Annotated in this window: 23 protein-coding genes and 1 pseudogene; 14 read left to right on the top strand and 10 right to left on the bottom strand. The window is 64.4% G+C overall.

Annotation, left to right across the window (positions count from 1 at the left end):
* Nucleotides 1–42: 42 nt before the first annotated feature.
* The 3 genes from AB0M65_RS02945 to AB0M65_RS02935 all read left to right on the top strand — a co-directional run bounded on the left by AB0M65_RS02945 (nucleotide 43) and on the right by AB0M65_RS02935 (nucleotide 1,243).
* Nucleotides 43–186, top strand: coding sequence for a hypothetical protein (locus AB0M65_RS02945; protein WP_364020487.1), 144 nt, complete (start codon nucleotides 43–45; stop codon nucleotides 184–186).
* 145 nt (nucleotides 187–331) lie between these two features.
* Nucleotides 332–811 carry a hypothetical protein gene (locus AB0M65_RS02940; RefSeq protein WP_364020484.1) on the top strand — a complete coding sequence of 160 codons (480 nt, stop codon included), beginning with the start codon at nucleotides 332–334 and terminating at the stop codon, nucleotides 809–811.
* Nucleotides 812–1,105: 294 nt separating this feature from the next.
* The gene (locus AB0M65_RS02935; RefSeq protein ID WP_364020481.1) at nucleotides 1,106–1,243 is read left to right on the top strand and encodes a hypothetical protein; all 138 of its coding nucleotides are present in this window, start codon (nucleotides 1,106–1,108) and stop codon (nucleotides 1,241–1,243) included.
* 214 nt (nucleotides 1,244–1,457) lie between these two features.
* Here AB0M65_RS02935 and AB0M65_RS02930 read toward each other — a convergent pair whose 3' ends face one another.
* Together AB0M65_RS02930 and AB0M65_RS02925 are read right to left on the bottom strand one after the other, a co-directional pair.
* Entirely contained in the window at nucleotides 1,458–2,327 is an 870-nt protein-coding gene (locus AB0M65_RS02930; protein WP_364020651.1) for an FAD-dependent oxidoreductase, read from the bottom strand.
* Nucleotides 2,328–2,528: 201 nt separating this feature from the next.
* A complete protein-coding gene (locus AB0M65_RS02925; RefSeq protein ID WP_364020478.1) occupies nucleotides 2,529–3,233 on the bottom strand; it encodes a hypothetical protein in 705 nt (234 codons plus the stop codon).
* Nucleotides 3,234–3,411: 178 nt separating this feature from the next.
* Between AB0M65_RS02925 and AB0M65_RS02920 the strand changes: the two genes are divergently transcribed.
* From AB0M65_RS02920 to AB0M65_RS02890, 7 genes are all read left to right on the top strand, one after another.
* Nucleotides 3,412–3,891: a helix-turn-helix transcriptional regulator gene (locus tag AB0M65_RS02920; protein ID WP_364020475.1), complete on the top strand. Its 480-nt coding sequence runs from the start codon at nucleotides 3,412–3,414 to the stop codon at nucleotides 3,889–3,891.
* Nucleotides 3,861–4,811 (top strand): hypothetical protein, encoded by a 951-nt coding sequence (locus AB0M65_RS02915; RefSeq protein WP_364020473.1) that lies wholly within the window; start codon nucleotides 3,861–3,863, stop codon nucleotides 4,809–4,811. Before AB0M65_RS02920 ends, AB0M65_RS02915 begins: the two co-directional genes overlap by 31 nt.
* A gap of 1 nt (nucleotide 4,812) precedes the next feature.
* Nucleotides 4,813–5,091 (top strand): hypothetical protein, encoded by a 279-nt coding sequence (locus AB0M65_RS02910; protein ID WP_364020470.1) that lies wholly within the window; start codon nucleotides 4,813–4,815, stop codon nucleotides 5,089–5,091.
* Nucleotides 5,092–5,747: 656 nt separating this feature from the next.
* A complete protein-coding gene (locus tag AB0M65_RS02905; RefSeq protein ID WP_364020468.1) occupies nucleotides 5,748–6,758 on the top strand; it encodes a hypothetical protein in 1,011 nt (336 codons plus the stop codon).
* Between the two features lie 733 nt (nucleotides 6,759–7,491).
* Nucleotides 7,492–7,854 (top strand): peptidase inhibitor family I36 protein, encoded by a 363-nt coding sequence (locus AB0M65_RS02900; protein ID WP_364020465.1) that lies wholly within the window; start codon nucleotides 7,492–7,494, stop codon nucleotides 7,852–7,854.
* A 188-nt stretch (nucleotides 7,855–8,042) separates the two neighbouring features.
* Nucleotides 8,043–8,324 carry a hypothetical protein gene (locus AB0M65_RS02895; protein ID WP_364020463.1) on the top strand — a complete coding sequence of 94 codons (282 nt, stop codon included), beginning with the start codon at nucleotides 8,043–8,045 and terminating at the stop codon, nucleotides 8,322–8,324.
* Between the two features lie 729 nt (nucleotides 8,325–9,053).
* Complete coding sequence (locus tag AB0M65_RS02890) at nucleotides 9,054–10,073, top strand: hypothetical protein (RefSeq protein ID WP_364020460.1); 1,020 nt, start codon at nucleotides 9,054–9,056, stop codon at nucleotides 10,071–10,073.
* 884 nt (nucleotides 10,074–10,957) lie between these two features.
* On the opposite strand, the pseudogene AB0M65_RS02885 reads toward AB0M65_RS02890, so the two are convergent.
* A pseudogene (locus AB0M65_RS02885) lies at nucleotides 10,958–11,214 on the bottom strand (flavodoxin-dependent (E)-4-hydroxy-3-methylbut-2-enyl-diphosphate synthase); the annotation flags it as partial.
* A gap of 370 nt (nucleotides 11,215–11,584) precedes the next feature.
* On the opposite strand from AB0M65_RS02885, the gene AB0M65_RS02880 reads away from it, so the two are divergent.
* Entirely contained in the window at nucleotides 11,585–12,091 is a 507-nt protein-coding gene (locus AB0M65_RS02880; protein WP_364020457.1) for a hypothetical protein, read from the top strand.
* A 364-nt stretch (nucleotides 12,092–12,455) separates the two neighbouring features.
* Here the strand turns inward: AB0M65_RS02880 and AB0M65_RS02875 are convergent, their stop codons facing one another.
* The 7 genes from AB0M65_RS02875 to AB0M65_RS02845 all read right to left on the bottom strand — a co-directional run bounded on the left by AB0M65_RS02875 (nucleotide 12,456) and on the right by AB0M65_RS02845 (nucleotide 20,984).
* Entirely contained in the window at nucleotides 12,456–13,247 is a 792-nt protein-coding gene (locus AB0M65_RS02875) for a terpene synthase family protein (protein ID WP_364020455.1), read from the bottom strand.
* A 571-nt stretch (nucleotides 13,248–13,818) separates the two neighbouring features.
* A complete protein-coding gene (locus AB0M65_RS02870) occupies nucleotides 13,819–15,093 on the bottom strand; it encodes a hypothetical protein (RefSeq protein ID WP_364020452.1) in 1,275 nt (424 codons plus the stop codon).
* Nucleotides 15,094–15,598: 505 nt separating this feature from the next.
* Entirely contained in the window at nucleotides 15,599–16,756 is a 1,158-nt protein-coding gene (locus tag AB0M65_RS02865) for a phosphomevalonate kinase (RefSeq protein WP_364020450.1), read from the bottom strand.
* Nucleotides 16,753–17,781 carry a diphosphomevalonate decarboxylase gene (gene mvaD / locus AB0M65_RS02860; protein ID WP_364020447.1) on the bottom strand — a complete coding sequence of 343 codons (1,029 nt, stop codon included), beginning with the start codon at nucleotides 17,779–17,781 and terminating at the stop codon, nucleotides 16,753–16,755. The genes AB0M65_RS02865 and mvaD overlap by 4 nt, the downstream gene beginning before the upstream one ends.
* Nucleotides 17,782–17,857: 76 nt before the next feature.
* Nucleotides 17,858–18,886 (bottom strand): mevalonate kinase, encoded by a 1,029-nt coding sequence (mvk, locus tag AB0M65_RS02855; RefSeq protein WP_364020445.1) that lies wholly within the window; start codon nucleotides 18,884–18,886, stop codon nucleotides 17,858–17,860.
* A gap of 187 nt (nucleotides 18,887–19,073) precedes the next feature.
* Nucleotides 19,074–20,606, bottom strand: a complete 1,533-nt coding sequence (locus AB0M65_RS02850) for an AarF/UbiB family protein (protein WP_364020442.1) — start codon at nucleotides 20,604–20,606, stop codon at nucleotides 19,074–19,076.
* Between the two features lie 33 nt (nucleotides 20,607–20,639).
* On the bottom strand, nucleotides 20,640–20,984 hold the full coding sequence (locus tag AB0M65_RS02845) for a hypothetical protein (protein WP_364020439.1): 345 nt from the start codon (nucleotides 20,982–20,984) through the stop codon (nucleotides 20,640–20,642).
* 964 nt (nucleotides 20,985–21,948) lie between these two features.
* Here AB0M65_RS02845 and AB0M65_RS02840 point away from each other — a divergent pair.
* The 3 genes from AB0M65_RS02840 to AB0M65_RS02830 all read left to right on the top strand — a co-directional run bounded on the left by AB0M65_RS02840 (nucleotide 21,949) and on the right by AB0M65_RS02830 (nucleotide 24,947).
* The gene (locus AB0M65_RS02840; RefSeq protein WP_364020436.1) at nucleotides 21,949–22,941 is read left to right on the top strand and encodes a polyprenyl synthetase family protein; all 993 of its coding nucleotides are present in this window, start codon (nucleotides 21,949–21,951) and stop codon (nucleotides 22,939–22,941) included.
* Between the two features lie 76 nt (nucleotides 22,942–23,017).
* Nucleotides 23,018–24,049 carry a hypothetical protein gene (locus tag AB0M65_RS02835; RefSeq protein ID WP_364020433.1) on the top strand — a complete coding sequence of 344 codons (1,032 nt, stop codon included), beginning with the start codon at nucleotides 23,018–23,020 and terminating at the stop codon, nucleotides 24,047–24,049.
* Complete coding sequence (locus tag AB0M65_RS02830) at nucleotides 23,991–24,947, top strand: hypothetical protein (RefSeq protein WP_364020431.1); 957 nt, start codon at nucleotides 23,991–23,993, stop codon at nucleotides 24,945–24,947. The genes AB0M65_RS02835 and AB0M65_RS02830 overlap by 59 nt, the downstream gene beginning before the upstream one ends.
* Nucleotides 24,948–25,198: the final 251 nt, after the last annotated feature.

Raw genomic sequence — 25,198 nt, 5'->3', positions numbered from 1 at the left:
GTACCAGGCCAGCCGTGCGCCGGCCTCACGTCGCCGCATCTCGTGCACAAAATCGATGAGAAGCCCCTGCCGACCTGGTCCGGCGAGTACACCGCCGTCATGACCCGATGCGTACGCGTCGGCCTCGTCGACGCACCCATCCCGCCGCACGCTCAGCTCTGCCCCGAATGCCATCACCATGACTAGACCTCCACCAGAGACCTGACCGCGAGGCCGACGCCCCGACCACGGCCAAGGACGGGTCGACACTCCGCACCACGCCAAAACCTGCCGCGTCCCGCAGAAACTCACCTCATCCGAGTACTTGAACCCGCTACCCCTGAGAGCTCCCATGTCGAAACCTCTTCCCTACGGCCCGACCGATGACAAAGCCGCCCTGAGCTACATCCGCGAAGCGTTAAGCCTGTCCCAACGAGGCAATTGGGAAGCCCTGCTGGCCGACGATCGCGTCTTGCAGACCTATCGCGCGCTCAAGGCCTTCGACGCCAAGGCGGGCGAGAGGTCCGTCCGGGAACGCGACGCGATCAAGCTCGCTGAACACCAGCGCTACGCCGGGCTCATCACCGCTGCCGAGTACGCCGATCACTATCGCCAGTTCACGACCTGGCGTAAACGCGCGAGCCGGTTCAACACCGTCTTGCACCAATACCTTGACCTGAGACCGCCGACCGCCTCCGCCAAGTCCACCACGACAGCGTCGCGGACTCGTTGCGGTCCGCGCTGCTGGCCCTGGCGATCGCCGTCGACGACCACCGCCAGGCTCACACCGGAGAGGAATCCCTGGCCGACACCGCCCTCTGGGCTCGCCTGAGGCTGCTCCCCTGGCCCACCGCGGACGACGCCGGCTACCGGCTCGTAGACGCGGTGGCCGCCGAACGAGGCCGCCGAACAGCCGCCCGGCACCTCAAGAACAGCTTCATCCAGTACCAAGGCTCACACGTCACCGGCGAAAACGTCGACGTCGCCGACCTGCGACCGCAGCCAGCTCGTCGAACTGTGGAACCCACGAACCCCGGACCTGCTGAAATCAGCCGCCGCGAAGGCCGCAGCGAGCAGGCAGAAGGGCTCCTACGCCACCTATCGACTCCGCAGATCACTCACCTTCATGGAATCACAAGGGATGATCGACCGGAATCCGGAAAGCGGCAACACCGAAGTCACGGTGATCAACCGGAGCGCCCTGCTCTCACTACGCCGACAATGGGACCAAATCCAATTCCCACTCGACGACGCCGAGCTGTGAAGCGGTCTCGTTCACCCCGAGTCGAACGAACCCGTTTGACACCGTGACGGCGCGGGGCCCCTTCTGGCTGAGGGTGTGGCCGACACGGGCCGTGCTCGTGGAGGCGTTCACGCCGACGCAGATCGCCGGTCCGCCACAAGCCCACGTAAACCGGAGGGACCAGGGAAGTCTTCAATGGCCCGACAGCGAAAGGGAGAGGCTGCCGGGGCACTACCTAGATCGCAGCACGCTCGACCGGCGCTACCAGAGTCTCGCGCGCCGTCCGCGCCTCGCTGAGCCCCACACTCACCGCGGGGTAGTGCCAGCGTCTGACTCCACGCCTACGGACCTGCTCGTCCCAACGGCGCAGATCCCAGACGAGGTGGGCCTGTCCACGGTGCGGGTCCGTAGAGCGAAGTGGGAGATGTCCGGGAGCGTGCCCATGTTCTGATCGCGAAGGTCGGTGATCAGGTCGCGAGCGGCGGCGCGGGTGAGGACTTGCCCGGGTGCGCGGCAGTGGACTTCGCGGAGGGTGGCGTAGGCGGATTCGGGGTTGCCGAGTGCGTGGTGGGCAAGGGCGACGCCGAGAGGAACCGTCACTGGCGCTCGGCGTCCGGGAACGCGGCAGGCGAAACAGTAGGAGGCGGGTGATGTCGAGGCTCGGCTCGGTCGGCAACCACAGCGCGGCCGCCGATTCGGCTCCCTGCGCCAGGCCGGTGTGGTCGGTGCTGTGGTGCGGCTCGGCCGGGTGCGTCGCGCCGTGCGCGGCTCGCGCGATCGCGGCCAGGTCGTCGCGTTCGGCGGCGGTGGCCACGACCCACGTCCCCGGGACCAGCGGGATCGGTGGCTGCCTGGACGCGGCGGCGAGCTCGTCCAGCCACGCCGGATACCGTGCGAAGGCCTTCAGCCGCTGGCCGACTTCCAACTCAACCCGCGCCTCGGGCTGGCTCGCGTCGACTTCGGAGAACGGAGACAACATCGCTCCCGCCGGCGCACTCCCCTGCCCCGCCGCCCCGGCAGGGCGCGGACCGAGCACGGTGACCGTGAGACCACGGGCGAGCAGGGCGTGCGCGGCTGCCAGCCCGACGACCCCGGTACCGATCACCGCGACGTCGGCCACGTCCCGCCCGGTCACGCCGCGCTCCGCGAGCGCAGTACCTGCTGAACCGGGGCGGCCGCGTCGAACCGCGCCATGCCCTGGGACCACCACCGCGCTGATGGCACGGCGCCGTCCTGGCCGCCGGTGCGGTGCGGGAGTGCGCGACCCGGCGCTGATCGGCGATCAGCAGGTCCCCGCGCCGCACACTCACCCGCCGCGCGGTGAGCCCCAGCAGCGAGGCGAAGCGTTCGAGTGCCGGGCGGTGCCCCGCGTTGCGGTCGTCGGCAACGTCCCGCTCCACCGGATCCAGGACATCCCGGGCGGGCCGTCCTCGAGGACAGGGAACGGCAACATCGGGCCGCCGACCCCGCGAACGTGTCCGGAGCGGTCCTTGCCGAACACCGGACGGCGCAGGACGTCGCGATCCTCGTTGGCGAGCAGGACCGCGGCCGACCGCAGATCAGCGACGACCACCTGCCCGCCACCCGCTGGGCCGGGGCCGAGCCGCAGCAGACTGGCGTAGTCCGGCGGCGCCGTCACGTCCGGCAACTCGATACCCAGATCGCGCGTCGGTCCGTCGTCGAGACCGGTCTGTCCGGTGCCGTCGAGCCACAGCGCGCGCCCGCCACCGATCGGGCAGAACGGCGTCCCGGCAGCGGCCACGACTCCGGCGGCCGCGCGGTGCAGCAGGTCGTCGGACAGTTCCGACGGAAGCGCCGCGACGACGCAGCCATCGAGCGCGAGCCGGTCGGCGAGCCGGTGCACCAGCGCGGCGCCGGCCGCACGGAGGACCTTCCGGACACGGGTCACCTCGGGTTCGGCCCAGGTGTGACCGTCCATGACGAGGTCGTACTCGGCCAGGGTGCTGGCCAGGCTCGGAGCGACGGGAACACGGAATGTCGACGGGAACATCGCGGCAGGCCTCCTCGATACGGATCACCAAGTCCCCTTCACCCAATCGCTGTCGTGCCGCGACCAGCAGAGAATGTTCCGCTCCCGCACCCGGTGTGCAGAGTCTGCACATTCGGTTGACGGCCCCGAAAATTGGTTACGGTGGGACGGCTGAGCCGGACACATCCCGGGGGGGCCGATGGCTTCGACCGCGCGCCGCGAGGTCGTCGTAGCTCTGATGGCCCAGCACCACACCCCCGGCGAGATCGTGCGGATCGCCCGGACCGCCGCCGGGTGGGATCAGGCCGAACTCGCCCGGCGCTGCGGCTGCTCCCGCAGCCAGATCTCCCGCTGGGAAACCGGCAGCACCACGCTGCGCGACGTCGACACCCTGCACACCCTGGCCCAGGAACTGTTCCTTCCCCCGGAAGTGTTCGGGCTGACTCCCGTTCACCGCGCCGGGGTGTCCGCCCGGCCCGCGAGCCCGCCACGCCCTAGGGTGAGCGGCGACCCGATCCCGGTGCGGGAGGAGTACGACCCGATGCGTCGCCGCACCCTACTCGCCGGGATGAGCGCCCTCGCGGGCAGCGCGATCCTCGGCACCCCGCGAACCCGGCCGCCGCCGCGACAGCCGACCCGATCTCCGCGTTGGAACGCACGCTGCTGTCCCCGCCGCTGACCACAGGCACTCCTGTCGAGGTGGCGCGGCTCCGGCAGGCGGTGGCCGTCGCCCGGGGTGTGTTCGCCCGCGGCCGGTACGCCGAAGTCGCCACCGCGCTCCCCGCCCTGATCTCCGCCGCGTCCGCGACGCGCATCGACCCCCGCCCCGGCGACGACGCCACCGCCGCCCAGGCTCAGCTCGCCGAGCTCTACACCCTGACCACCGATCTCGCGATCAAAACAGGACGCGACCGGCTCGCCTGGACCGTCGCCGACCGCGCCACCCAGGCCGCCGACGCCAGCGGTGACCTGCTCACCCAAGCCACCGCACGCCGGGTCTGGGCGATCGTGCTGCGCCGCGCCGGGTACACCGACACCGCCCGGCACATGGTGATCGACACCGCCCGCGCCCTCCAGCCCATGCTGCGCACCCCCGACCAGCTGTCGGTGTACGGCTCGCTGATGGAGACCGCCGCCTACACCGCCGCGGTCGACGGCGACCGCGACACCGCCCACACCTACATCGCCGAAGCCGTCGACGCCGCCACCCGCCTCGGTACCGACGGGAACCACCGCTACACCAGCTTCGGGCCGACCGGCGTCGGGCTCTACCAACTCAGCATCGCCCGCGTCATGGGCGACGCCGGCGCAGCGATCGACCACGCCCGCCGCATCAACCCCACCGGCAACCCCAGCGCCGAACGCCGCGCCCGCTACTGGGTCGACGTCGCCCGCACCTTTCACCAACTGGGCAAACCCGAACAGTGCTACCGCGCGCTGCTCGCCGCCGAACACGCCTCCTCCGACGAAGTCCGCTACCGCAAACCGACCGCCGCGATGACGTCCACCCTGCTGCGGCACCCCAGCGCGAACCGGCTCGACGGCCTCCACGAGTTCGCCCGGCGAACCAGCCCAGGGGTTGAACTCCACCATGGATGACATGCGTTCGGACCACGACGAAACTCCGGCGGGCACAGTGCCCATCGCCTGCATCCACGCGCAGACAGCACACCAGCGCGCACGGGAATTGCTGGACGCCAGCGGCGCCGAACAGTTTTGGGTGGAGTCCGCGCTGTCGCTGGTGCGCTGCTATCTCATGGCCGCCGCCATTCGCGGCGCGGAGGTGGCAATCGCGGTTTCCTCAAGCACCGTCCCAGACCACGCAGAGCCCCTGCGGTCACGTCCGGACGTGGTCCCGGACGGGTGGCTCACCAGCTGACCGGCCCGGTCGAGTACCCGATCGACGACATGAACCGGCCGCGGTGTGACAAGGCTGCCGCGCTGCGGATCACGCCGACCGCTGTCGAGATGGACGGCCTGTTCGCCCGGTGGCCACGCCTCAGCCGATCACCAAGGTGCTTCACAGTGACCGATGTAAGCGCAACCGCGCACGCACGCTGGCTGGCACGAACTAGGTCAGCCCCGGGCGAATCTTCACCGAGATAATAAACCCGGCGGCGTACTACCACATCGAACATCGAGAGGGAGCACCTTTCATTCGCAGTTGCCCATTGCCCAGATGCACATCGGAAATGTTGCGCGGCAAGGTTCTGGTTGATCGTCACAGTCCGGCTACAGATGTCCACTCGCGACGGTCACGATTGACGTCTCACGTCTTCCTTCTTATGGACGCAATGTTTACGGTACACGGGCTAGCGAACACGAGTGACTCGAACACGCACAACAAAGTGAACGTCCGTCTGCCGCACAGCGACCAGCGTGCCACGCAGTGCGACACCTCGACATGGTTTCCGGCCGTGGCCCGCGTCCGATCGACTGGTGCACCTGCCCTGTCCGACTCGAGCGTGATTAAGCCGCGCAGCCGTTCAATGCCTCGCATCCGGTACGCGCTTAATGAACACAAGGAGCAGAGTCATGAATCAATCCCGTCCGTCCCGGCCTCGTCACGCACGTACCGCGCGGGTCGGTTCCGTATCCGCAGCCCTATTAATGAGCACGGCCGTTGTGGTCGTCTCTGCCCCCGCGGCCACGGCGGCGACCGCCAGCACTTGCACGATCGCACCCCTGTCCGCCCCGACCCAGACCACCTCGGTCACCAGTACCAGGATCACGGGCACTGACGGCCCAGACATCATCCTGTGCCCGCTGGGCGTCTACAAAGGCACCACCGTCGAGGGCCTGGGCGGTAACGACACCATCACCGTCACCAGCAACCCCCTCAGCAGGTTTTCCGATCTGCCAGCCGCCAACGCAGGAACACTCGACGGAGGACCTGGCGACGACATCATCACCGCCGAAGATGTCAGAATTGTCAGCGGTGCCACGGGCAACGGCGATCAATCCACCATGTTGGGAGGGCCCGGCAACGACACAATCACCGCCGCCGCCCATACCGCCTCCGGCATCGGCAACAACGGAACGATGGTCGGTGACGACGGCAACGACATCCTCGCAGCCATCGGCGGCGATACCGGCACTCTCACCCGCATGGATGGAGGAGCGGGCAACGACAGCATCACCGCCGACGGCGGTGACCTCGGCACCCAGGGGATCATCACGGCCGGGCCAGGCAACGACCTGGTGCTCGCCGTGAGTGCCACGGGTAGAGCCGTCAACCTCGTGGACATCGACGGCGGAGACGGCGACGACATCATCACCGCCGACGGTTTCACCTCCGGCGTTTTCGCCGGCAAACTCATCGGCCAAGGCGGCAACGACAGTCTCTCCGCCATCGCACACGGCCCCGGTAGTTACGGCAACAACGGTGGTCAACTGCTCGGCGGCACTGGCAACGACTTCCTCAACGCCGTAGGCGTCCCCTACGGCAGTGGCCGTGGAGGCATCCTCGACGGCGGAGCCGACACCGACACTTGCACCGTCCTTGTCATCAACCGCGGCACCGTGCGCAGCTGCGAACTGCCCTGACGGACACGAACGGACCCGACAGTCCGTCACCGCACCGCGCTGACCATTTACATAGAACCAGCGGATCGTGGGATGCCCACACTTCTACACGCGGGCATCCCACGACCAAAACCGTCCCTCGCCTGGTACCCCGCCTGCGTCATCCGTGACGCTGCCCCGGCCGGAACTCGGTGTCGACGGGCGCATCGGCGTCACTAGGAGTCTGCTGGCGTTCATGTACCGCAGTTACTTCGCGGCGAAGGTGTTCAACGCCGATCTCGACTCGGGTAACATTCTTTGTCTGCAGGCCAAAGAGTCCGCCTCAGCCAGTGGGGCACAGTCGGCCATATCGATTGCAGCACCAGCCTCGGTGTCCTGCGAGTCCTCGCCAACGTCGCCCGCGCCTGGATGGCCAGGGGCGCACCGCCACAGCTTTCCCTTACCCCGGCCGTGTAACCGCTTCGACGCGAGATCGACGTTGATGTACTGACGTTGCTACCAAATGCCAGACTCGCTCAACCCGTTCAGAAGGTGGCTTCGACAACGTTCCGAGGGAGCCCGCATCCCAGGTTTCGCGAACACTGCCTCACGATCGAGTGGTCCACGCTGTCGATGTGACACTTTGTATAGCTCCTTGGTCGTACGTATGGGTGTGCTCGCGCGGCAATCGAGTGCGATCCTCCGGAATGGCTGAATATCCTTGTCGGCAGAGCTTAAATTCGGCCGCCGACGGTTCCCCCTTAAGGAGATAGACATGTGGCGAAGACGTCGTAATTCGCGACCAGCTGCGATTGCCGCGTCACTCGTTCTCTTCACGATACCGCTTGGCACAGGGCCCGCCGCAGCCGCAGACAGCGACTGCCTCATGGGACAAGTCTGCGTGTGGAACCAGTATGATTTCACAGGCCAGAAGCATATCGTTCCCGGTCAGATCGGAATATGCCAACAAATGTCATTTCCGGTGTACTCGATGAAACACAACTCCACGGTACTCCCCCGGCCGGTCATCCTCGCGTCTGCAGTCGATGCCTGTGGCCAGCTACTTCCCACCGTCGTTCTGCCCGGTTCTCAACTCCCGCACATCGACCCACCCATCAGGTCGCTGATCGGAACCTAAAACACCGGCCAGATGGGTAACCACGCGATCATCGGACCAGGACACATCCGCGCCGGAGAGCCCACGACCGTTCGGACAGCGGCACCGATCACCTAAGGCCACCCCCCTTTACGACGTCCACCGACGGCAGCGGCGGGACGGTGGCACCTAATACTGCAACGGCAGTCAGGCGAGCGGGTAGCCGCGTCATGGCAGTGGACGCGACTGCAACACCCAACGGCATGTTCTGCAAGGGCGACGACACCGAGCTGGTCGTCGTCCAGTACGCCGACGACTTCAGCCACACTATGCCCGTGGACATTCCAGTCATAGTGGACGGCCATGCGGTCGTCGACGAGCTTGTCACCATCGCAGCGGGCGCCACCGCCGTGGCCGGGCCGTACGGACCCGAGTATCGGCAGGACGACGGCACTGTCAGCCATACCTTCGACTCCGCCAGATCCATGACTGTAGGCGTTCTCGCGACCTGAGTAATGCCCCGATCGCAGTCTCGACGCCATGTCTGACGGAGCACCTTCCCCACCGCCCGCACCGACCGATATCCGGAGGGCAGCCAACCTCCGGCGACCCAACCGGCGGCCAAGGGCAGGTCCCGGCCGAGAGGACGTTCACACAGGCGGACATAGACTGCACCGTCACCGACCGACTCGCCCGTGCCCAACAGTCCTGGGACAAGGAGTTCGGCGAGCAGAGCGCGAAGCGCATGGTGCTGTTCGGCGGCGATCCGGACGAGGTGGACCCGGTCAAGGCGTTGGAGGTATCGAAGAATGAGACCGCCGCGCCCCAGCAGAAACGCCGAGACCCGGAATTAGCTAGACAGTGTGTGGCACGTCGGAAATGTTGTGCCACAGAGTTTTGGCTGATCGTCACAGTCTGGATACAGATGTCCACTCGCGACGGTCACGATTGACATCTCATATCTTCCTTCTTTCGGACGCATATGTCTACGGTGAACGGGCTAGCGAACGAGAGTGACTCAGTACACGTACCACAAGATGAAGTCTCCGACTAGTCCTTCGTCTGCCATCGCACGGTGTCCAGCGTGCCGCGCAGTGCAACATTTCGACACGGCCTCCCGCCGTCGCCGGAGCCCGATCGACCGATGCGCTTGGCTCCATCCGAACCCGAACGGTGATAAGGCCGGGCAGGCGTCACGCCCTACATCCGGCATGCGCCCGGCGAGCACAAGGAGCAGATCTATGAATGATCCCCATCCGTCCTGGCTCCGTCACGCACGTACCGTGTGGACCGGTTCCGCATCCGCAGCCCTGTTGGTAAGCGCGTTCGCGATGATCGTCGCTGCCCCCGCAGCCGGCGCCGCGACCGCCAGCACTTGCACGATCGCACCCCTGTCCGCCCCGACCCAGACCACCTCGGTCACCAGTACCAGGATCACGGGCACTGACGGCCCAGACATCATCCTGTGCCCGCTGGGCGTCTACGAAGGCACCACCGTCGAGGGCCTGGGCGGTAACGACACCATCACCGTCACCAGCAACATCCTCAGCAGATACCGCGACCTGGCAGCCGCCAACTCAGGAACCATCGACGGAGGGCCCGGCGACGACCTTGTCACCGCTGAGGACGTCAGAATCACAAGCGGTGCCACGGGCAACGGCGATCAATCCACCATGTTGGGAGGGCCCGGCAACGACACAATCACCGCCTCCGCCCATACCGCCTCTGGCATCGGCAACAAGGGGACGATGGCCGGTGACGATGGCAACGACACTCTCACCGCCATCGGCGGCAATACCGGCAACAGGGCCCGCATGCACGGAGGAGCGGGCCACGACAGCATCACCGCCGACGGCACACGCATCGGCACCAAGGGGACCATCACGGGCGGACCAGGCAACGACCACGTACTCGCTGTGAGCGCGGCGGGCAAAGGCGTTGAGGGCCTCAACAGTGGCGGAATCGACGGCGGAGACGGCGACGACATCATCACCGCCGACGGTTTCACCGCGGGCAGCGACGGCGCCGTGCTTGACGGCGAAGCCGGCAACGACAACGTCTCCGCCTCCGCGCACGGCCCGGGTGGTGTTGGCATCTCCGTCGGTCGACTCGACGGCGGCGATGGCAACGATGTCCTCACCGCCGTGGGCGTGCCTGACGGCACCAGCGCTTCAGGCACGCTCGACGGTGACACCGGCACCGACACTTGCACCGTCCTTATAGACAACAGCGGCACCGTGCGCAACTGCGAACTGCCCTGACGGACACGAACGAACCCGGCCGTCCGTCACCGCACCGCTCTGACCATCTACATGAAACCAGCGACGGTCACGGATCGCTCGCACGGTCCAGGCGCGACTCGGGCCGCGTGCGCCAGAACCGGTCGCTAATGCACTGCTCCAGCAAGGTCACGAGAATCATTCGGCTGGCAATCGTCTCCCGATGCGGGCGGCGATCACCGCGGACCCTGACACACCCCATAGTTATGATCAGTCGAAAGGATAACGTCATGATTAGTTCCACACTCCGCCGAATCGCAGTCGTCGTTGCCGGAGCTCTTCTGGGTCTCGGAGCGGCTACAATGACCGCGTTCGCCGAGTCTCCTACTGCGCCAGATACGGAGGCCGCCACCTCCAATTCTCCAGTCAGCACGATGATCAAGTTGGGCGGAGTGGTGGTCCGAGAAGGCAGCGAGGAAGTCGGTGAGGCGGCTCGAGAGATCGCAAAACGCGTCTCCCAGTCTGTCAATCAGCTTCTTCGCTGACTTCTCCTGGACACATCGACCAGTTCTGATAGGATTGGCCCGACTCGACAGACAAGACGATATGTAGCCAGGCTACCGTGCGATAGGCACCGGATTGGTAGTTGATTCGTAGGGCTTCGGCTCGATAGGCGTGGAGTGCCAGGTGCGCGCGATGCGGGAGTTCGTCCGCTGCGTCTGCTCGTCGGCTTCCCAACCCGAGCCGCCATCGGCCTCTCAAGCTTCGCCGGTCTGACGCGGACCGGCGACCCGCACGCGCCGTCGTGGCCGAATGCCCTATGGGCGGCGTCACACGGCGCGTGCCCACCGTCGACACCCGCCTGAGGTCGTCGACGACGTCGCTCATATACGGCACGATTCCACTGCGGCCTCCGGACCTAGCACTCATCGCTGTCTCCTCCGCTGTTCCGCCGTGGTCTCGTTTATCTCATCGGCGAGCCGCGTGGCCTCTTCGATCAGCGTCCCCACGATCTGGTGCTCGGGGAGCGTCTCGATGACCTTGCCCGTGACGAAGATCTGGCTTTGTCGTTGCCCGACGCGACACCCAGGTCCGCTTCGCCCGGCCCGTTCGCCACGCAGCACATCACGGCGACCCGTAGGGGCATCTCCATGCCCTCCAGGTCTGCCGTGGCCTGCTCCGCTGGAGCACTGTTTCACTGGTGGCGCGCACGGAGCGACGACGTGACCGGCACGTCACGTGCATATGTCGACACCGTACCAAACAAGTACATCTTCGGACCGAACGGACATGCTCATTGCGCAACACAAGGTCACAATTTAAGCTCTTGATGTTAGTCACGATGTGAAGTGCTCGGCCTGGACCACCGCACGACGCCTGACAGGTACGACGCGGCCAAGTGCCACGACGACGATTTTACCTGCCTGACCGATGGTTCGACCAGGGTAGCCTGCCATAAACAAACACGTTCATCGACATGGTTGCGATCAACCATATCTCTCGAGAGAACTCCAGGTATTTTCTCGGGTCGTACCCTGTGCAAGGAATGAATTATGCAAAAGACAAAGCTATCTGCCATCATGGTCGCACTTCTCGGCTTCATGGTAGTCTCATTTAACGCCGTTCCCGCAGCAGCGGCGACTGTCGCTTCTGTGACGGGAACGGCCAGCGTGCGCGAGAGCTACGCCAATGCTCCCACCACGCAGGTCACAGTCAACGCGGTCGGCGTGGACAGCATCACGCAAGCAGCAACTGGCACCATGACGATCCTAAGGCGGGGACAGACAGAGATTGTGGCCGTGCAGTGCCTGAACGTGTTCTCTGCGAACATTATCTCAGGTTCCGGACACGCTGTTATCGGCGGTACAGTAATTCTGAGCACATCGGGCAGGCAGGGCAAGACGGTCTACTATAGAATTGAGCAAGATGGTGACGGCGTGCTCGTGCGAGCCGACCTGCGGTACACCTCCTTCACGGTGTCCTGCGAACTAGCGGGTGGCCCCACCGGCGCGGAGCAAAACAACCGTGGAAACTACGTTATTATCGGCGCAGCCGTTTGAGATACAATCGATCAACGCATCTACAATGGACTTTTCAGTCCATTGTAGATGCGTGATATGAACGGCATATGAGTGGCGGTTGCAGTTATCGGTCGCTGGCGGGTCGCGGTGCCGATACGTCCTTTGACACGTCGCTGGTGAAGTGGAACTGCACGTGCTGGTTTTGGCGGGTTTTGCGCCGTTCAGACAACACGGGAGGCGGTCCCACAGTAGAGCCGCTTTCCGGGGCGGTGTCAGAACCGACTTGTCAAGCAGAATGAAAACCTATTTCACTACAGTGATGGGTTGTCAAATGATCGACCAGCGTGTTTCGTAGGTTCACTTTTGGGACTTTTTCCTGGATTCATCGGGGCATACCAGCGTGTCAAGATGGTGATCGTGGGCCGTGACAGATTGCGGATTCGTGTAGCGCCCCGCAAATCGCTTGGCTGTGCCCGGCGCCGGATGAGTAGAGAGCGCAGGTATCTGCCCATCGATGCAGGCCTCCTCGCTGACGTTCGGTGAGCTCGAGTTCTTGTGCCAAGGTCGGCAACAGCGTGGTGAGGGTGACGAACTCGTCCGCCAATTTGGTGATGTGACCCTTGACCAGCTTAATACTTTGCTGCAAAGTGTTCCCATCCGCTTCCCACGCCAGCAGGATGTTGTCGTCGCATCCTGAGGCGATCTCGTGGTCCAGCGAGCACATATCGTTCTGGTAGAAAGTCATGTCGACAACGATCTGGCGCATGCGTTGGATCTCGTCCATGGCATAGAGGGCGAGTGGCAGCTCGAACCCGCAAGCTACTTCAAGCAGGTCGCTTAGCCCGTCCATACCAACGGTCTTGCGACGGATACGGCGACGTTGTTCAACGGCTGCGGTGTCGGGTCGGGTGCGATGAATGATCGCCTGGGCCACTCCCATCCACCACAACGTGATGTGATGACGGTGGCGTCGCATCCAGACCGGTGACATGACAGCAGCGAGGTCGCTCAGCAAGTCCACCATAGCCACTTCGAACGGATGCAGTCGGTCTGAGACTGACCGCGGTTCCTCGATCGCGGCGTTCATGTGGTTGAGGACCGCAGCGGCCGGACCGGGTTTGCGTCCCAGCGGTGCGCTATCGAACTGGTCGTCCAACAGGATGCCCAAGGAGATCCACTTATCAGCCAGGATCAACCGCTCTAGCGGGGCGTCTGGGGAAGCACCACTCCGCGAAGGTGGATAGATCCGCCTTCGCCAGTCATTGAATGGCGTACTCGGTAGCAGCTACGCCAGTGGAGACCAACCACTCGGTGGTCACCCTGCGACATTCGACTGCCTGCGGGTGGGCACGCAGCGGAAACGGTAGCACGACTTCGTGCAGAGTGTGCGACACGATTGTTGTGTCATCTTGGAGCATAGTATCCTCCTGGCTTTGGTTGATATGCCGGATGGGTTGGAGATCCCGTCAGATCTTGTGCGGCCGCACGGCAACGACCGCTCCCACGACCCGATCCGATTGAACGGCCTCCCGCAACATCGGATCCGGCACGCCCCGCAACCGCCGCATGGTCGGCACAGAACTCTGTGAAACAGTGGACACCACAAGAACCTTTCACGTCACGGACATGGTCACGCGCCGGACAGAGACATCCGTCGCCCCGTGCGAGGAGGCATGGATGGAAGATCTTCTTCTCCATTTCGAGGACGGAACCGAACGTACCTTTTTGGCCGTACTTCGGTCGCATCGTCGCGGCTCGCTCATTTTCTACCCCGGGGCGACATTGTTGCGCTCCAGATGTGTGTGTGCGCGCATGAGTTCGCCGGGGTTGGTTTGAGCGGCGAGAAGTGAGAGTTCACCGCAGAGGACGGTCGCTGCCGCGATCACGGCGAGTCGGCGCGCGTTGTGGCCGGGTTCGCGGTCGGCTTGGCAGCCCAGTCGAGCCAGGTTGTTCTCGACGAAATCGAGGTTCTTGCCGTTGCCGACTGTTCCCACGATCAGGTTAGGCAGGGTGCAGGAAAAGTAGAGGTCGCCGTCGCGGTCGTCGGCCACGGTAACGCCTTGTGAACCTTCGACGATGTTGGCCGCATCTTGACCGGTTGCCAGATAAAAGGCGAGCAGCATGTTCGCGTAATGGGCGTTCGCGGAGCGGATACCGCCGGCCAGCAGCGTCCCGATCATATTCTTGCGGATGTTGAGTTGAGCTATTCGGGCGGCGGTGGTGTGTAGCACGTTGTCAACGACCGCGCGCGGGACGAGCAACTCGGTGACGACGTTCTTCCCGCGGCCGAGGATGCCGTTGATCGCGGTTGCTTTTTTGTCGGTGCAGTAGTTTCCCGAGATCGAACTGTAGGAGAGGCCGGGAATGGACCGCAGAATGTGGGTGAGCAACGCGTCGGCGGCCAGGGTGACCATGTTGTGCCCGGCGGCGTCGCCGGTGGTGAATTCGAAGCGCAGGAATAGCAGGTTGGCGGTGATCTCGTGCCGAAAGCCGATCAGATCGGCAAATTTGCTGTCCGCGCGCACTACCTCGCGTAGCTGATCGAATTGCGCGGTGAGACAGGTTACGGCGTCGTGCGCGGTCTGTGCGTCACGGGCTTCGACGAGGACCGAGCGTGTCATCCGTTCGTCGAGGAAGGTGGCCACGATACCGTGCGGCGCCAGCATGGAGACTTTCGCGCCACGCGCCACCGATGGCCACAACGGCGACTCGTAGGTGGCCAGCGGGACGGTGGTTTGCGTGGCGACGATGTTCCCTGAAACCCTTAGCGGTCCCACCCATTTCATGGGGATCTCGGCGACCGGGTCCTGGTGATGGCACGAGTGAGGGGCCGAGGTGTTCATCGCGGATGTCCAATCGTTGTGCCGGTACCGGTGCGGCAGCGAGAGGTCGCCGGCAGGATTCCGGCGCCGTAAGCGTGCAAGCAGGTAGGCCGGAGTGGGCTGCCCCAGTGTCGTCCGGAAGGCGTGGTCGGCACGCTCGCGGCGACTTTTCTCGACCGGGGTGGAGGGCGTGCCGCCCCGGCCACCGACATTGGCCACCCGCGCCGACCTCCTTCATGAGCACAGGCACCTCGGCTTCCGCTGCAATCCGCTCGATGGCCGATGGCGTAGGAGCGGTCCCTTCCGGACATCACGGCTTCCTCAATTGTGTTCAGGTGGATGCGCCGGGCGTCACCCGACATCAGGCCGACCGCACTTAGCGCGCTGGCGAGCGTTGACGTCGCGTTGCTGTTGGCCAGGATGAGCTCCTCGGATTCTCGCGGTACACGACGCTGAACCTGCCGCCCGCCGCGTTGCTGAAGTTGGCGCTCATCGAACCGGCCGTGATCGGGCACCTGTTGTGGTGCTATCCCGGTCATCGCGTTGAGGAAGAGCGGAACCAGAGGCTGGACACCGGCGAACCGGGTGGTCGGCGACTCCTCCGCCCGGTCGCTCCTGGCCAGGAGTTGAGGCAGGAAGGACGCCGCGTCGAACCGGTTCGCTCCTGGGGATTGGCGCCGCTGTTGGGCGGTGAGCCGGATGTGGTCGTCCTTGGGTGCCGCGGTCATGTTGGCTGCTCCGGTGGGTCGTCCGGCTCGAGCGGTGGCACATGAATGCCCAATGGCCTCACTCCGAGCGCGGTCCACTGGGTCTGAAGGTGTGCGATGTCCGCGGGCGTGGGGGAATCGAGCAGGGCGATACCACAGTCGCCGCCTCCGGCGCCGGAAGGTTTGGCGGCCGCGCCGGCCGCTTCCGCGGCGTCACACAGGGCGGTCAGCTGTGGAGTGAAGATACCCAGCCGGGCCTCGGCGTCCACCTGTGCCAGTAGGTGGCGGCCGGTGCGGATTTCGTGCAGCAGCCTTGTTCGGTCACCGAGGGCGAAGGCGCGCATCGCGGCGCGTACGCACCAGCTCATGTGGTCCAGAAAGGACCGGTGTGCTCTGCTTCTCTGCCAGGTGCGCAGGTTGTGGCTCTCGGTCTGTGCTGTGGTGGAGGCCGGTGTGCCGGTCCAGCCCACTTGCAGGGCGAGTCCGTCGGGTGGGGGCAGTCGCCGTAGCCCGAAATCCGGCCACGACGCGCGGAGGGTCTCCTGGATGCCCCGTCGCCGTGTCAGCTTCAAGATCTCGGTCCGGTCGGGCGCGTAGTAGGCCAGCCAGCCGCCCCAGACGCTGGCCGCGAGGTCGCCGCCGGAGGAGTGTGGAGTGATCCTCGCTGTCGCGATGAGCGCGAGCCGGAATCGGGCGTGGTTGGATAGGCGTATAGCACAGAAGTTCGCCACGGCCGTCACCGTGGCGACCGTCACCGCTCCACTGGAGCCAAGGCCCAGTTTGGTTCCAGCCTCATGCAACTGACTGGTGATCGAGATGCGCATCGCTGGTGTGGGCAGCCCGCGTTCAGCCAGCAGATCATCCATCACCTCGACCGCCGAGATGATGTGGATCAGGGTGGTGTGTGCGCGCCGGTCGTCGTGCGCGGTGTCCCCTGCCAGCCGGCCATCGCGCCACCGTAGCTGGGTTTCTGGCTGGCACAAGTCGGAGGCGATGACCACGTCGGGCGCCGTCGACGTCGTCGGGGAGGTGGATGCCGGGCTGGACACGGCGACGGTGACGTGGCGATTGATCGCGGCCAGGATCGCCGCGTGGCCAGGCTCCAGTACCGCGTATTCACCGAGAAGGAACAACTTACCCGGCGCACGCCGGACAACCGTCCGCTGCGTGGTCATCGTCCGGCCTGCGCGTCCTGATCGGCGCGCAGGCTCGCGCCTGGCCCAGGACCGGCGATGACGACAGGGCACGCGGTGTGATTCGTGTCGTGTGCGGCCGCCGCGCGCACGGCCGTTGCCACCTGAGCTGCGTCGGCGCGGCGGCACAATACCTTGACGTTGGGGCCGGCGTCGATGGTCGCGTATGCCGGAACACCGTCGCGCCGGAGCTGTGTCACCCCGTCGAGCACGGCGAGCGTGGCTGGGGCGAGGTAGCGCACCGCGGGACGTGCCGCCAGCATGGTGGCGTGCATGCCCAGCGCGTTGCGCTCCGCGACTTCACCCACCGTGTGCAGATCCCCGCCGGCCAAAGCCGTGCGCATCTCGATCAGGTCATGCTTGCTGGACATGGCCCACGCCTCATACAGGGGCGAGGTCTTCACGGTGTGGCGCATCGCCGCACGACTCGATATCGCCTTCGGAGCGGTGTTCAGCAGTGCGATCACCAGGACAGGATCCAGCTCCGGGGCAAGCGCCGGTAGCGGCTCGGCGTAGGAGCTGAGATCCGCCGCGGTCGTCCCGGTGCCCTTGCCGGCGTGCCAGATCGCGAAGCCTCCGAAGATTGACCGTGCGGCCGACCCGGATCCGCGCCGGGCCAGGCGTGACAGCGCGGTGGCGTCCAGATCGAGGCCGTACGCGGTGGCACTGGCGAGGGCCAGTGCGGCGAACCCGCTCGCCGAGGACGCCAAGCCCGCCCCTGTGGGAACCGTGTTGCGAGTCTCCACAACAGCTGCGTCCGCGCGCCCGGCCATGCCCCGCACCAGATCCAGGAAAGCTACGACACGTCGCCGAACCTCACCCGCCGCCCCCACTCCACCGATCATGACCGTATCCGCCTCCGCTTCGGGGTTCAACCGGATGGTGGTGGTCGTCGGGAACACATCCAGCGTCATCGACACACTGTCGCCACAAGGAAGCACAAGATGTTCGTCCCGTTTACCCCAGTACTTGATCAACGCGATGTTCGGGCACGCGCTGGCGGTCACAGAGGCAGGTATGTCCGCGATGACGGCAGAGTCGCGCGGCCGGCCCGGTGAGCCGGTCCGATCCGGTCGATAGTCATCAGGCATGACCGGCCGACCTCCTCATCGGTACCGTCCATGTCCCGGCAGCACCGGCCTTCCGCAGCTCTCGTGCCACAGTCTGTGCCTGAGGCATCCCCTCGGCCAACGCGATCATGCAACCGCCCAGCCCACCACCCGTGATCTTCGCGCCGAGGCCACCAGCGGCCAGCGCGGTACCGACCAGCGCATCGATGCGATCCGTGCTCACACCAACGTCACGCAGCACCTCGTGACAACAAGTCAGGCGTACACCGAGATCATCCAAGCGGCCGTCGGCCAAGTCGAGGACAGCCGAGCGGACCAGCTCCGACACCCGTTCGGTGAAGCCCACTCGCGCCTGCGCCTTCGACCGGAACGCTCGGCTCAGCGATTCCACCGCGTCCTTCGTCCTCGCCGTGACACCACTATCGGCAATAACGATCACGCCGTCAGCGCCAACAGATAGTTCCTCCACCACGCCGGCCGAAAACAGGAGCGGCCCTGCCGCGCCGGTGGCCCACGTGTCGACCCCGCTCGCCCTGCCGTGCGTCACGTTCTCCGCGATCTGCACCCAATCGAACACCTCTGTGACAGCCAGCCGACGACCAAGCAAATCAGCCAGCGCCAGAATCACAGCCCTCGCACACGCCGCACTGCTACCGAGTCCACGTCCCGAAGGGATATCGCAGTCGATGAACAGCTCCACGGGTGAGTCGGTGCCTATCCCGCACGCAGTCAGGAACGTCGACACCACGCGTCGCAGGCCATCTTGGGCAGGCCCCTCCACGGGCACCTCGATCGGAGCGCTCATCCCGATCGACACCCCGCCGGGGCTCACTCCGAGGGGCCCGCGGTGCGAGGCCTTCGCCGTGACCGTCAACTGCGGAACCGGAACAGCGAGCGCCGGCACGCCATACAGCACCGCGTGCTCTCCCAGCAGAATCACTTTTCCATGGGCTTTCCCAACGCCCGGTACGTCGCCACGATCGCAGCTCGGGACAGCCCAATCGCGAGGCTCCACGGCGTGTCCGCGTTCGTCGGCAGTCATCACCACCTCCTTCGATGAGCAGGGTCCCACGGGAGTTCATTTGCGGTGGTGATGGTCGCGGCGGTAGAGGACCCACATCGCGCAGACGGTCACGAAGGTGAGCACAGTCGGAATGCTTGATCCTCTGGTCAGACTCATAAGCAGGAGACCCAGTGTCGCGAGCGCGAAGACTGGATGCAGGGACATGTCACGGAGTGCCGGGACTTCGGTTGGAGATTTGTGCGGTGCTGCTCCTTTTCCTCCACCAGTACCACGTCACAGCAGCACCCAGGATGAACTTGCGTTTTATGCCCGATGACATGATGCGAGGGAGCTGATTGACCTGCATCTTGAGTTGCCCGTTGCTCAGATCACGCAAGATGCTGTGCAGCCGTTGCGGAACGCCGTTGATCGCGGAGATCAACTCCAGGAGGGTGCGGGCGAACTGTGGTTCGGACAGCGTGTCCTCGATCAGATCAATCATGACGTCGGACAACTCGTCGTGGAAGATATCGATGATGGACAGTTCGGGAGCCAGGTAACGGATGGAACCCTCGAGGTTGGCGAAGGACTTACCCAAGGTCGCGACAGCGGGATTGGTGTAGATGCCGTTTCTGGTGGCACTGGCCAGAATCGTGGTGAGGGTGACGCCGAAGTTCAGGTCCTCCAGTGAGGCGCCAGTCACGCGGGGGACAAAGGCCTCCATATCGTTCTGGAACGCGGAGACGTCGGCGCGGATGGTGGAGCGCCCGAGATCGAGCCAAGCCTGGGCCAGGCCGGCGCCGTCGTTAAGCGCGATGTTGGTCAAAACCTGCAGGATTCCGCGGCTGACGTTGCGGTCGATGCTGCCGACCATGCCCCAGTCGAGAAGGTGCGCTTTCTCCCCGGGGTGCACGAAAATGTTGCCGGGGTGCGGGTCGGCATGAAATACCCTGGTGGTGAAGTAGCTGCGATACATGAACGCCAGCAGGTCACGACCGATACCCAAGCGTTCACCCGCGGTGAATTCGGCGGGGTCGGCGTCTCGGATCGAGCGTCCTGGCGCCCTGCTTTGGATCATGACCCGAGGGGTGACGAGCAGGACCTCGGGGATGTCGAGGTGCTTGAAGTCGGCGATCTCCCCGCGGGCGCGGTTCATGTGCCGCGCCTCGGCGGTGAAATCCAATTCGGAACGCATGGCCTCGAACAGGCTGCCCAACATGGCGTGGACATCGATCACCTCGGTGAATCCTGGGGCGGCCCGGGACAGCAACCACGCGGCCCTGCGCAGCAGTGCCATGTCCTTCCCGATGAGGGACGCGATACCGGGTCGTTGGATCTTGGCAACGGCCGGTCGCCCGTCAGGAAGGGTGCAGGCATGCACCTGAGCCAGCGAGGCGGCTGCCAGTGCGTGATCGGTGTCAAATTCACCAAATCTGTTACGCCACCGGTCACCGAGTTCGCAGCGCAGGACGGGTTCGAATACCGAGAACGGCTGGATTGAGACAGTGTCGTGCAGTTTCCGCAGTTCCGCGATCGTCGTCTCGGACACTATGTCAGGCCGGGTGGACAACATCTGCCCGACCTTGATGTAAAAGGGCCCGAGACGTTCCAACGTCAGGCGAACCTCGCGGGCCCTGCGCTGCGCGGGAGACCCACGCTCGGAGCTGAAATTACGATCTCGGCTAATGTTATAGCGAACCTGCGAGCCCAGCAAGGACACCAGCGCCGTGACCACAGCGCGCAAGCGATGTTCGGCCATGAACGTGTCTCCCTCGCCAGTGACGGACCCCAGTCACTTCGAGGCTGATGCCGGATTCTTGTGTTCCGCCGGCTGTTCCAGCTGCTGTTGCTGCAACGACACCAGCTCATCTAACCTCTTGGCCAGGCTGGCCATTGTGCCCTGCAGAACCTTGAGGTCAGCGAGACTACCCTCGTCGTGATCACGATCGCGGTCACGGTAACGACCACGGTTATAGTCGTCGCGATATCGGTCGCGGTTACCGCCTCTCTCGTCGTTGTCGTAATCGAGGCTGCTGCGGGCGGTGTAGCGCAGGTCCTCCTCCACGTCGCGGGCTGTGTCGAGGTAGTCGTCGAGCAAGTCCTTACTATCCTCGACGATGTTGCTGATGAACCTCACGATTCCACGATTTCTGGAACGGCTTGGCATGGCTCGTACCTCCATCTTCAGTACTGGCGATCGCGGCCGCGTCTTTGGGGCGACGACGTTACTGGGCGAGCCCGTTCTTCGGCGATGGCATGCTCGGTACTATTCGGTAGATTTCTACTGCACGTAGCAACCATCTGTACGTGGCAACCATCGAAGTCTTGTCCGATGCAAGTCCGAATTCCAGCCTACTGCAGTGTTCGATAGCGAACATATCTTGACACTGGCGAGGTGCGCGGACTGAAGCAGGCAACCAAGCTCGCAAGCGCACTGTCCACAATGCATCAGCCTGAGCGCCGGAAGTCGGACATCAAAAGAAGATCAATTTCCGCAAATGATCTCCGCCTTTCGAACAAGGTCCATGTTCGGCTGACAACAGGAAACCGTACGCGACAAGCGAAGTGTCGTCAACGGCACGGATGGCGCCAGGCGTACGTGCAAACATGACGAACTCAGGGCTCGTCACCGACTTGGACGCAGGTGTTGCATCAGCGTAAGCGAAGCGTGGCCGGTTAGCACATGGCGAAATACGAATCGTCCGTCCGAGTGTAGATCGAACGGCACCCAATCGGGTCATCCCGTATCCAAGGCGACCAGATAATGTCACCTATTGCGTTGCGACCGGCCTACAGCGAAGGATGTCATTAGCCGATGACTTTATTCTCCTAAAGACCTGCATACGTACCGCATAGTGACTCATTCGCCGGAATTCGGATGAGGTTCCTCCGCAGAGGGCGTTTTGATGAGCGAGCCGCGCCGATGCGAGCGAAGTACGGTCAGAAAGGTACGTTCAGTTACGCCTCCGAATGGGAAAGACGATCTTCCTTCCATGCCTCCTCGGGCGGGGCGGTGGATGTCTCTGGCCAGTGCATACCCATGTCTGTGACGTGAGGGGTTTGTTGTGGTGTCCACTGTTTCACAGAGTTTTGTGCCGGTCATGCGGCGGTTGCGGGGCGTGTTGGACCCAGTGTTGCGGGAGGCTGTCGGGCGTCTGCCGGAGCCGGTGGGGATCGCGGCGGGGTATCAGTTCGGGTGGTGTGATGAGCGTGGTGCGCCGGTCGTGGGTGCGGGAGGTAAAGGTATCCGTCCGGTGCTGGCGTTGTTGTGTGCCGAGGCGGTCGGTGGGCGGGCCGAGTCCGCGGCGCGGGCGGCGGCCGCAGTGGAGCTGGTGCACAACTTCTCGTTGATGCACGACGACATTATCGATGGGGATACGACCCGTCGGCATCGCGCGACGGCGTGGGCGGCGTTCGGGATCGGGACGGCGACGTTGTCCGGTGACGCGCTGCTGGCGTTGGCGGTGGATGTGCTGGCGGCCTCCTCTGAGGGTGATGTGGCGGGGGCGGTGCGGTTGCTCGGCCGGGCGTTGGTGGACTTGGCGGACGGTCAGGCCGCGGATGTGGCGTTCGAGACCCGACGGGACGTGGGCTGCGAGGAGTATTTGTCGATGGCGGCGGGCAAGACGGCGGCGTTGATCAGCTGCGCGTGCGCGCTGGGGGCGTTGTTCGGCGGCGGCGAGCCGGGCGTGGTGGACCGGCTGGCGGAGTTCGGGCGGCAGCTGGGGCTGGCGTTTCAGATGGTCGACGACGTACTGGGAATCTGGGGTGATCCGGCAGTGACCGGTAAACCGGCGTTCTCCGATCTGCGGTCACGTAAGAAAACCTATCCGGTGGTGCTGGCACTGGCGTCGGGCTCGGAACCGGCCCTGCAGTTCGCCGCGCTCTACCGGAGGCCGGAGCCGCTGGGCGAGAGCGAGATCGGCGACGCGGTGCGCTACTTGGACCAGGCGGGGTGCCGCGAGCACACCGAGCAGGAGGCCCGCAGGCGCCTGGAACTGGCCGTGGCGTCGCTGGCAGCGGCAGCTCCCGTGCAGCACGCCGCCAAAGACCTCATCAGCCTGGCCAGGCTGGTGATCGACCGCCATCACTGACGACGCTGTAAGGAATCTGGAAAGGGGGACGATGCCCGTGTTTTCCGCGAGGGTACCGGTGATATCGGATCGGGCCGTGGACGCGGTCGTTGCCGTGCGGCCGCGGGGATCTGACGGGCAGGTGGCGGACTGTCCGGCTGCGCCCGTACTGGCTACTTCGCTGCGTCGGCGCGGTCTGCGGGTCGACACGGCGCCGCTGGAACGGGAGTTCTCACCTGGGATCGAGGGAAGCGGCGTGGTGTGGGCGGTGATCGTGGACAAGAGGCGTACCGGGTTCGCTACCGCGACAGAGAAACCGGCACTGGAGGACGTGGTGCGGTCGGTGGTGCTGGCCGAGCCACGGTCGCTCTACGCCGGAGTGGAGCGGGCGATCGAGGTGGTGCAGCACCTGCTGAAGTCGGCCGGGCCACCGGTGTACGTGCGTAAGCAGGTTGTGCACAACACCCATGTCGTACGGGATCTGAAGCAGCGTGGCGCGGTATTCGTCGACCAACTCGACAAGGTGCATGAAAGGGCCACGGTCGTGTTCTCCGCGCGCGGGCATCCTCCCGCGGTGCGTGCCCAGGCCGCCGCACGGGGCCTGGACGTGGTCGACGCGACCTGCCCGCTGGTGACGAAGATGCACCACGAGGCCAGCGAATTCACCAGCCGCAGCGACATCGTGGCGCTGGTCGGTCATGCCGGACGCGAGGAGACCGAGGGAACACTGGGCCAGGCGCCGGACCGTCGGGACCAATTCATGCCCTTGAGCTTCTCCTCTCTGTTGGCAACGGCGCATACGATATGGAAACCACAACGTGTTGGAGATGTGACACAACCGACCCATTTTCCACTTTATTCAGGTAAGGGTTCGCATGACAGGCAAGCATATTTCTACTGTCGTCAGTCAACCTTCATCCAAGTCGATCCCGGAAGTCGACATCACTCTACCTCCCATGTATCTTCCGATCCCTCACCGGCAGCATCCGGAACTCCCAAAGCTGAAAAGCCACGGCTTGGAGTTCATGCGGCGCCACAAATTCTGGCACACCGACGCCGACGAGGCGAAAGTGACGAACACGGAAAGCGCCACGTTCTTCGCCAACCTGTGCCCCGACGCCGACACTGAACGCCTGCAGATGGCCGTGGACTGGACTTACCTCACCTTCCGATTCGACGACATGCAGTGCGAACAGGAATCAGACAATTCCCTCAGCCGGTTTGTCGACGTGGCCGTCAGATTCGTGCGGACTCTGGAAGAACCCGATGCCGGAGTCTTCGATCAGAGATCCCCGTTCTACGCACCGCTGCGAGACTTGGCTCGCCGCCTGCAGGAACTGTCCACCCCCGTCCGGATCCGCCGGCTGGTCGATGCTCACCGGGCCTGGTTCTCCGGTGTCTCCTGGCAGCTGGCCTATCAAGCTGACCTGAACAAGGTCGGACTGAATGACTACGTCTTCACCCGACTGTTGCACAGCGCCGCGTTCCCCACCTTGACATGGATCGAAATCAGCGAAAAATGCGAGATTCCCACCCCAGTCCGCGCCGCACCGGCTGTACACGCATTGACCGAAATGGCCGGCGCTGTGGCCGCTATCGACAACGACCTACTGTCCTACGGCAAGGAACTCTGGCTGTCCCAGCAAGACAACGAGAACCATGACCCGCTGGGCGGCAACATCGTCCACATCATCGCCCTCACCGAGAGATGTGGACAACAAGACGCGCTGCAGGCCGCCGTAGCACTTCGCGATCGAATCCTCGTTCGCTTCCTCGAGGTTCATGATTCGATACTGCACGTCGCAGACGAACCACTGCGCCGTTATCTGGACAACCTGACCAGTCTCATTCGCGGCAATTACGAATTCCACCTCGTCGCCGATCGGTACCGTAATCCAGACGGCGTGCACCCTCACGCCGTGAGCGTGCACGCCACCAGAAGCGACAATCCCTCCGCCTCTGGGCCGCCCGCTGGCCTGTCGTCCATTGCCTGGTGGTGGCGTAAACTAGCAGTTCCGTCTCGCTGACGCCTGTCCAACCGCACCCGACTGCGAGTAGAGCACTACAAACAGCTCCGGGGCTGACGCCACGATCCTCACTTAAGGTGCAGAGGTTAGCACCGTTATCCCCCAGCCTGGTCGGCCTTCGCCTGCTCCTCCTGGTGCCACGGTTTTGTGGACGCAGGTTTAGGCCGCGATTTCGTCGATGGTTCTGTATCCTAGTTCGTACACATGTGGCACCATGCATCCGAATGTTGGGTGCCACCACTGGGCATTGC

Origin of the sequence: Amycolatopsis sp. NPDC051071, from assembly GCF_040682875.1 — a bacterium.
Lineage (GTDB): Bacteria > Actinomycetota > Actinomycetes > Mycobacteriales > Pseudonocardiaceae > Amycolatopsis.
Note: the sequence above shows the minus strand (reverse complement) of the source record. Positions and strands in the feature narration are given on the sequence as shown.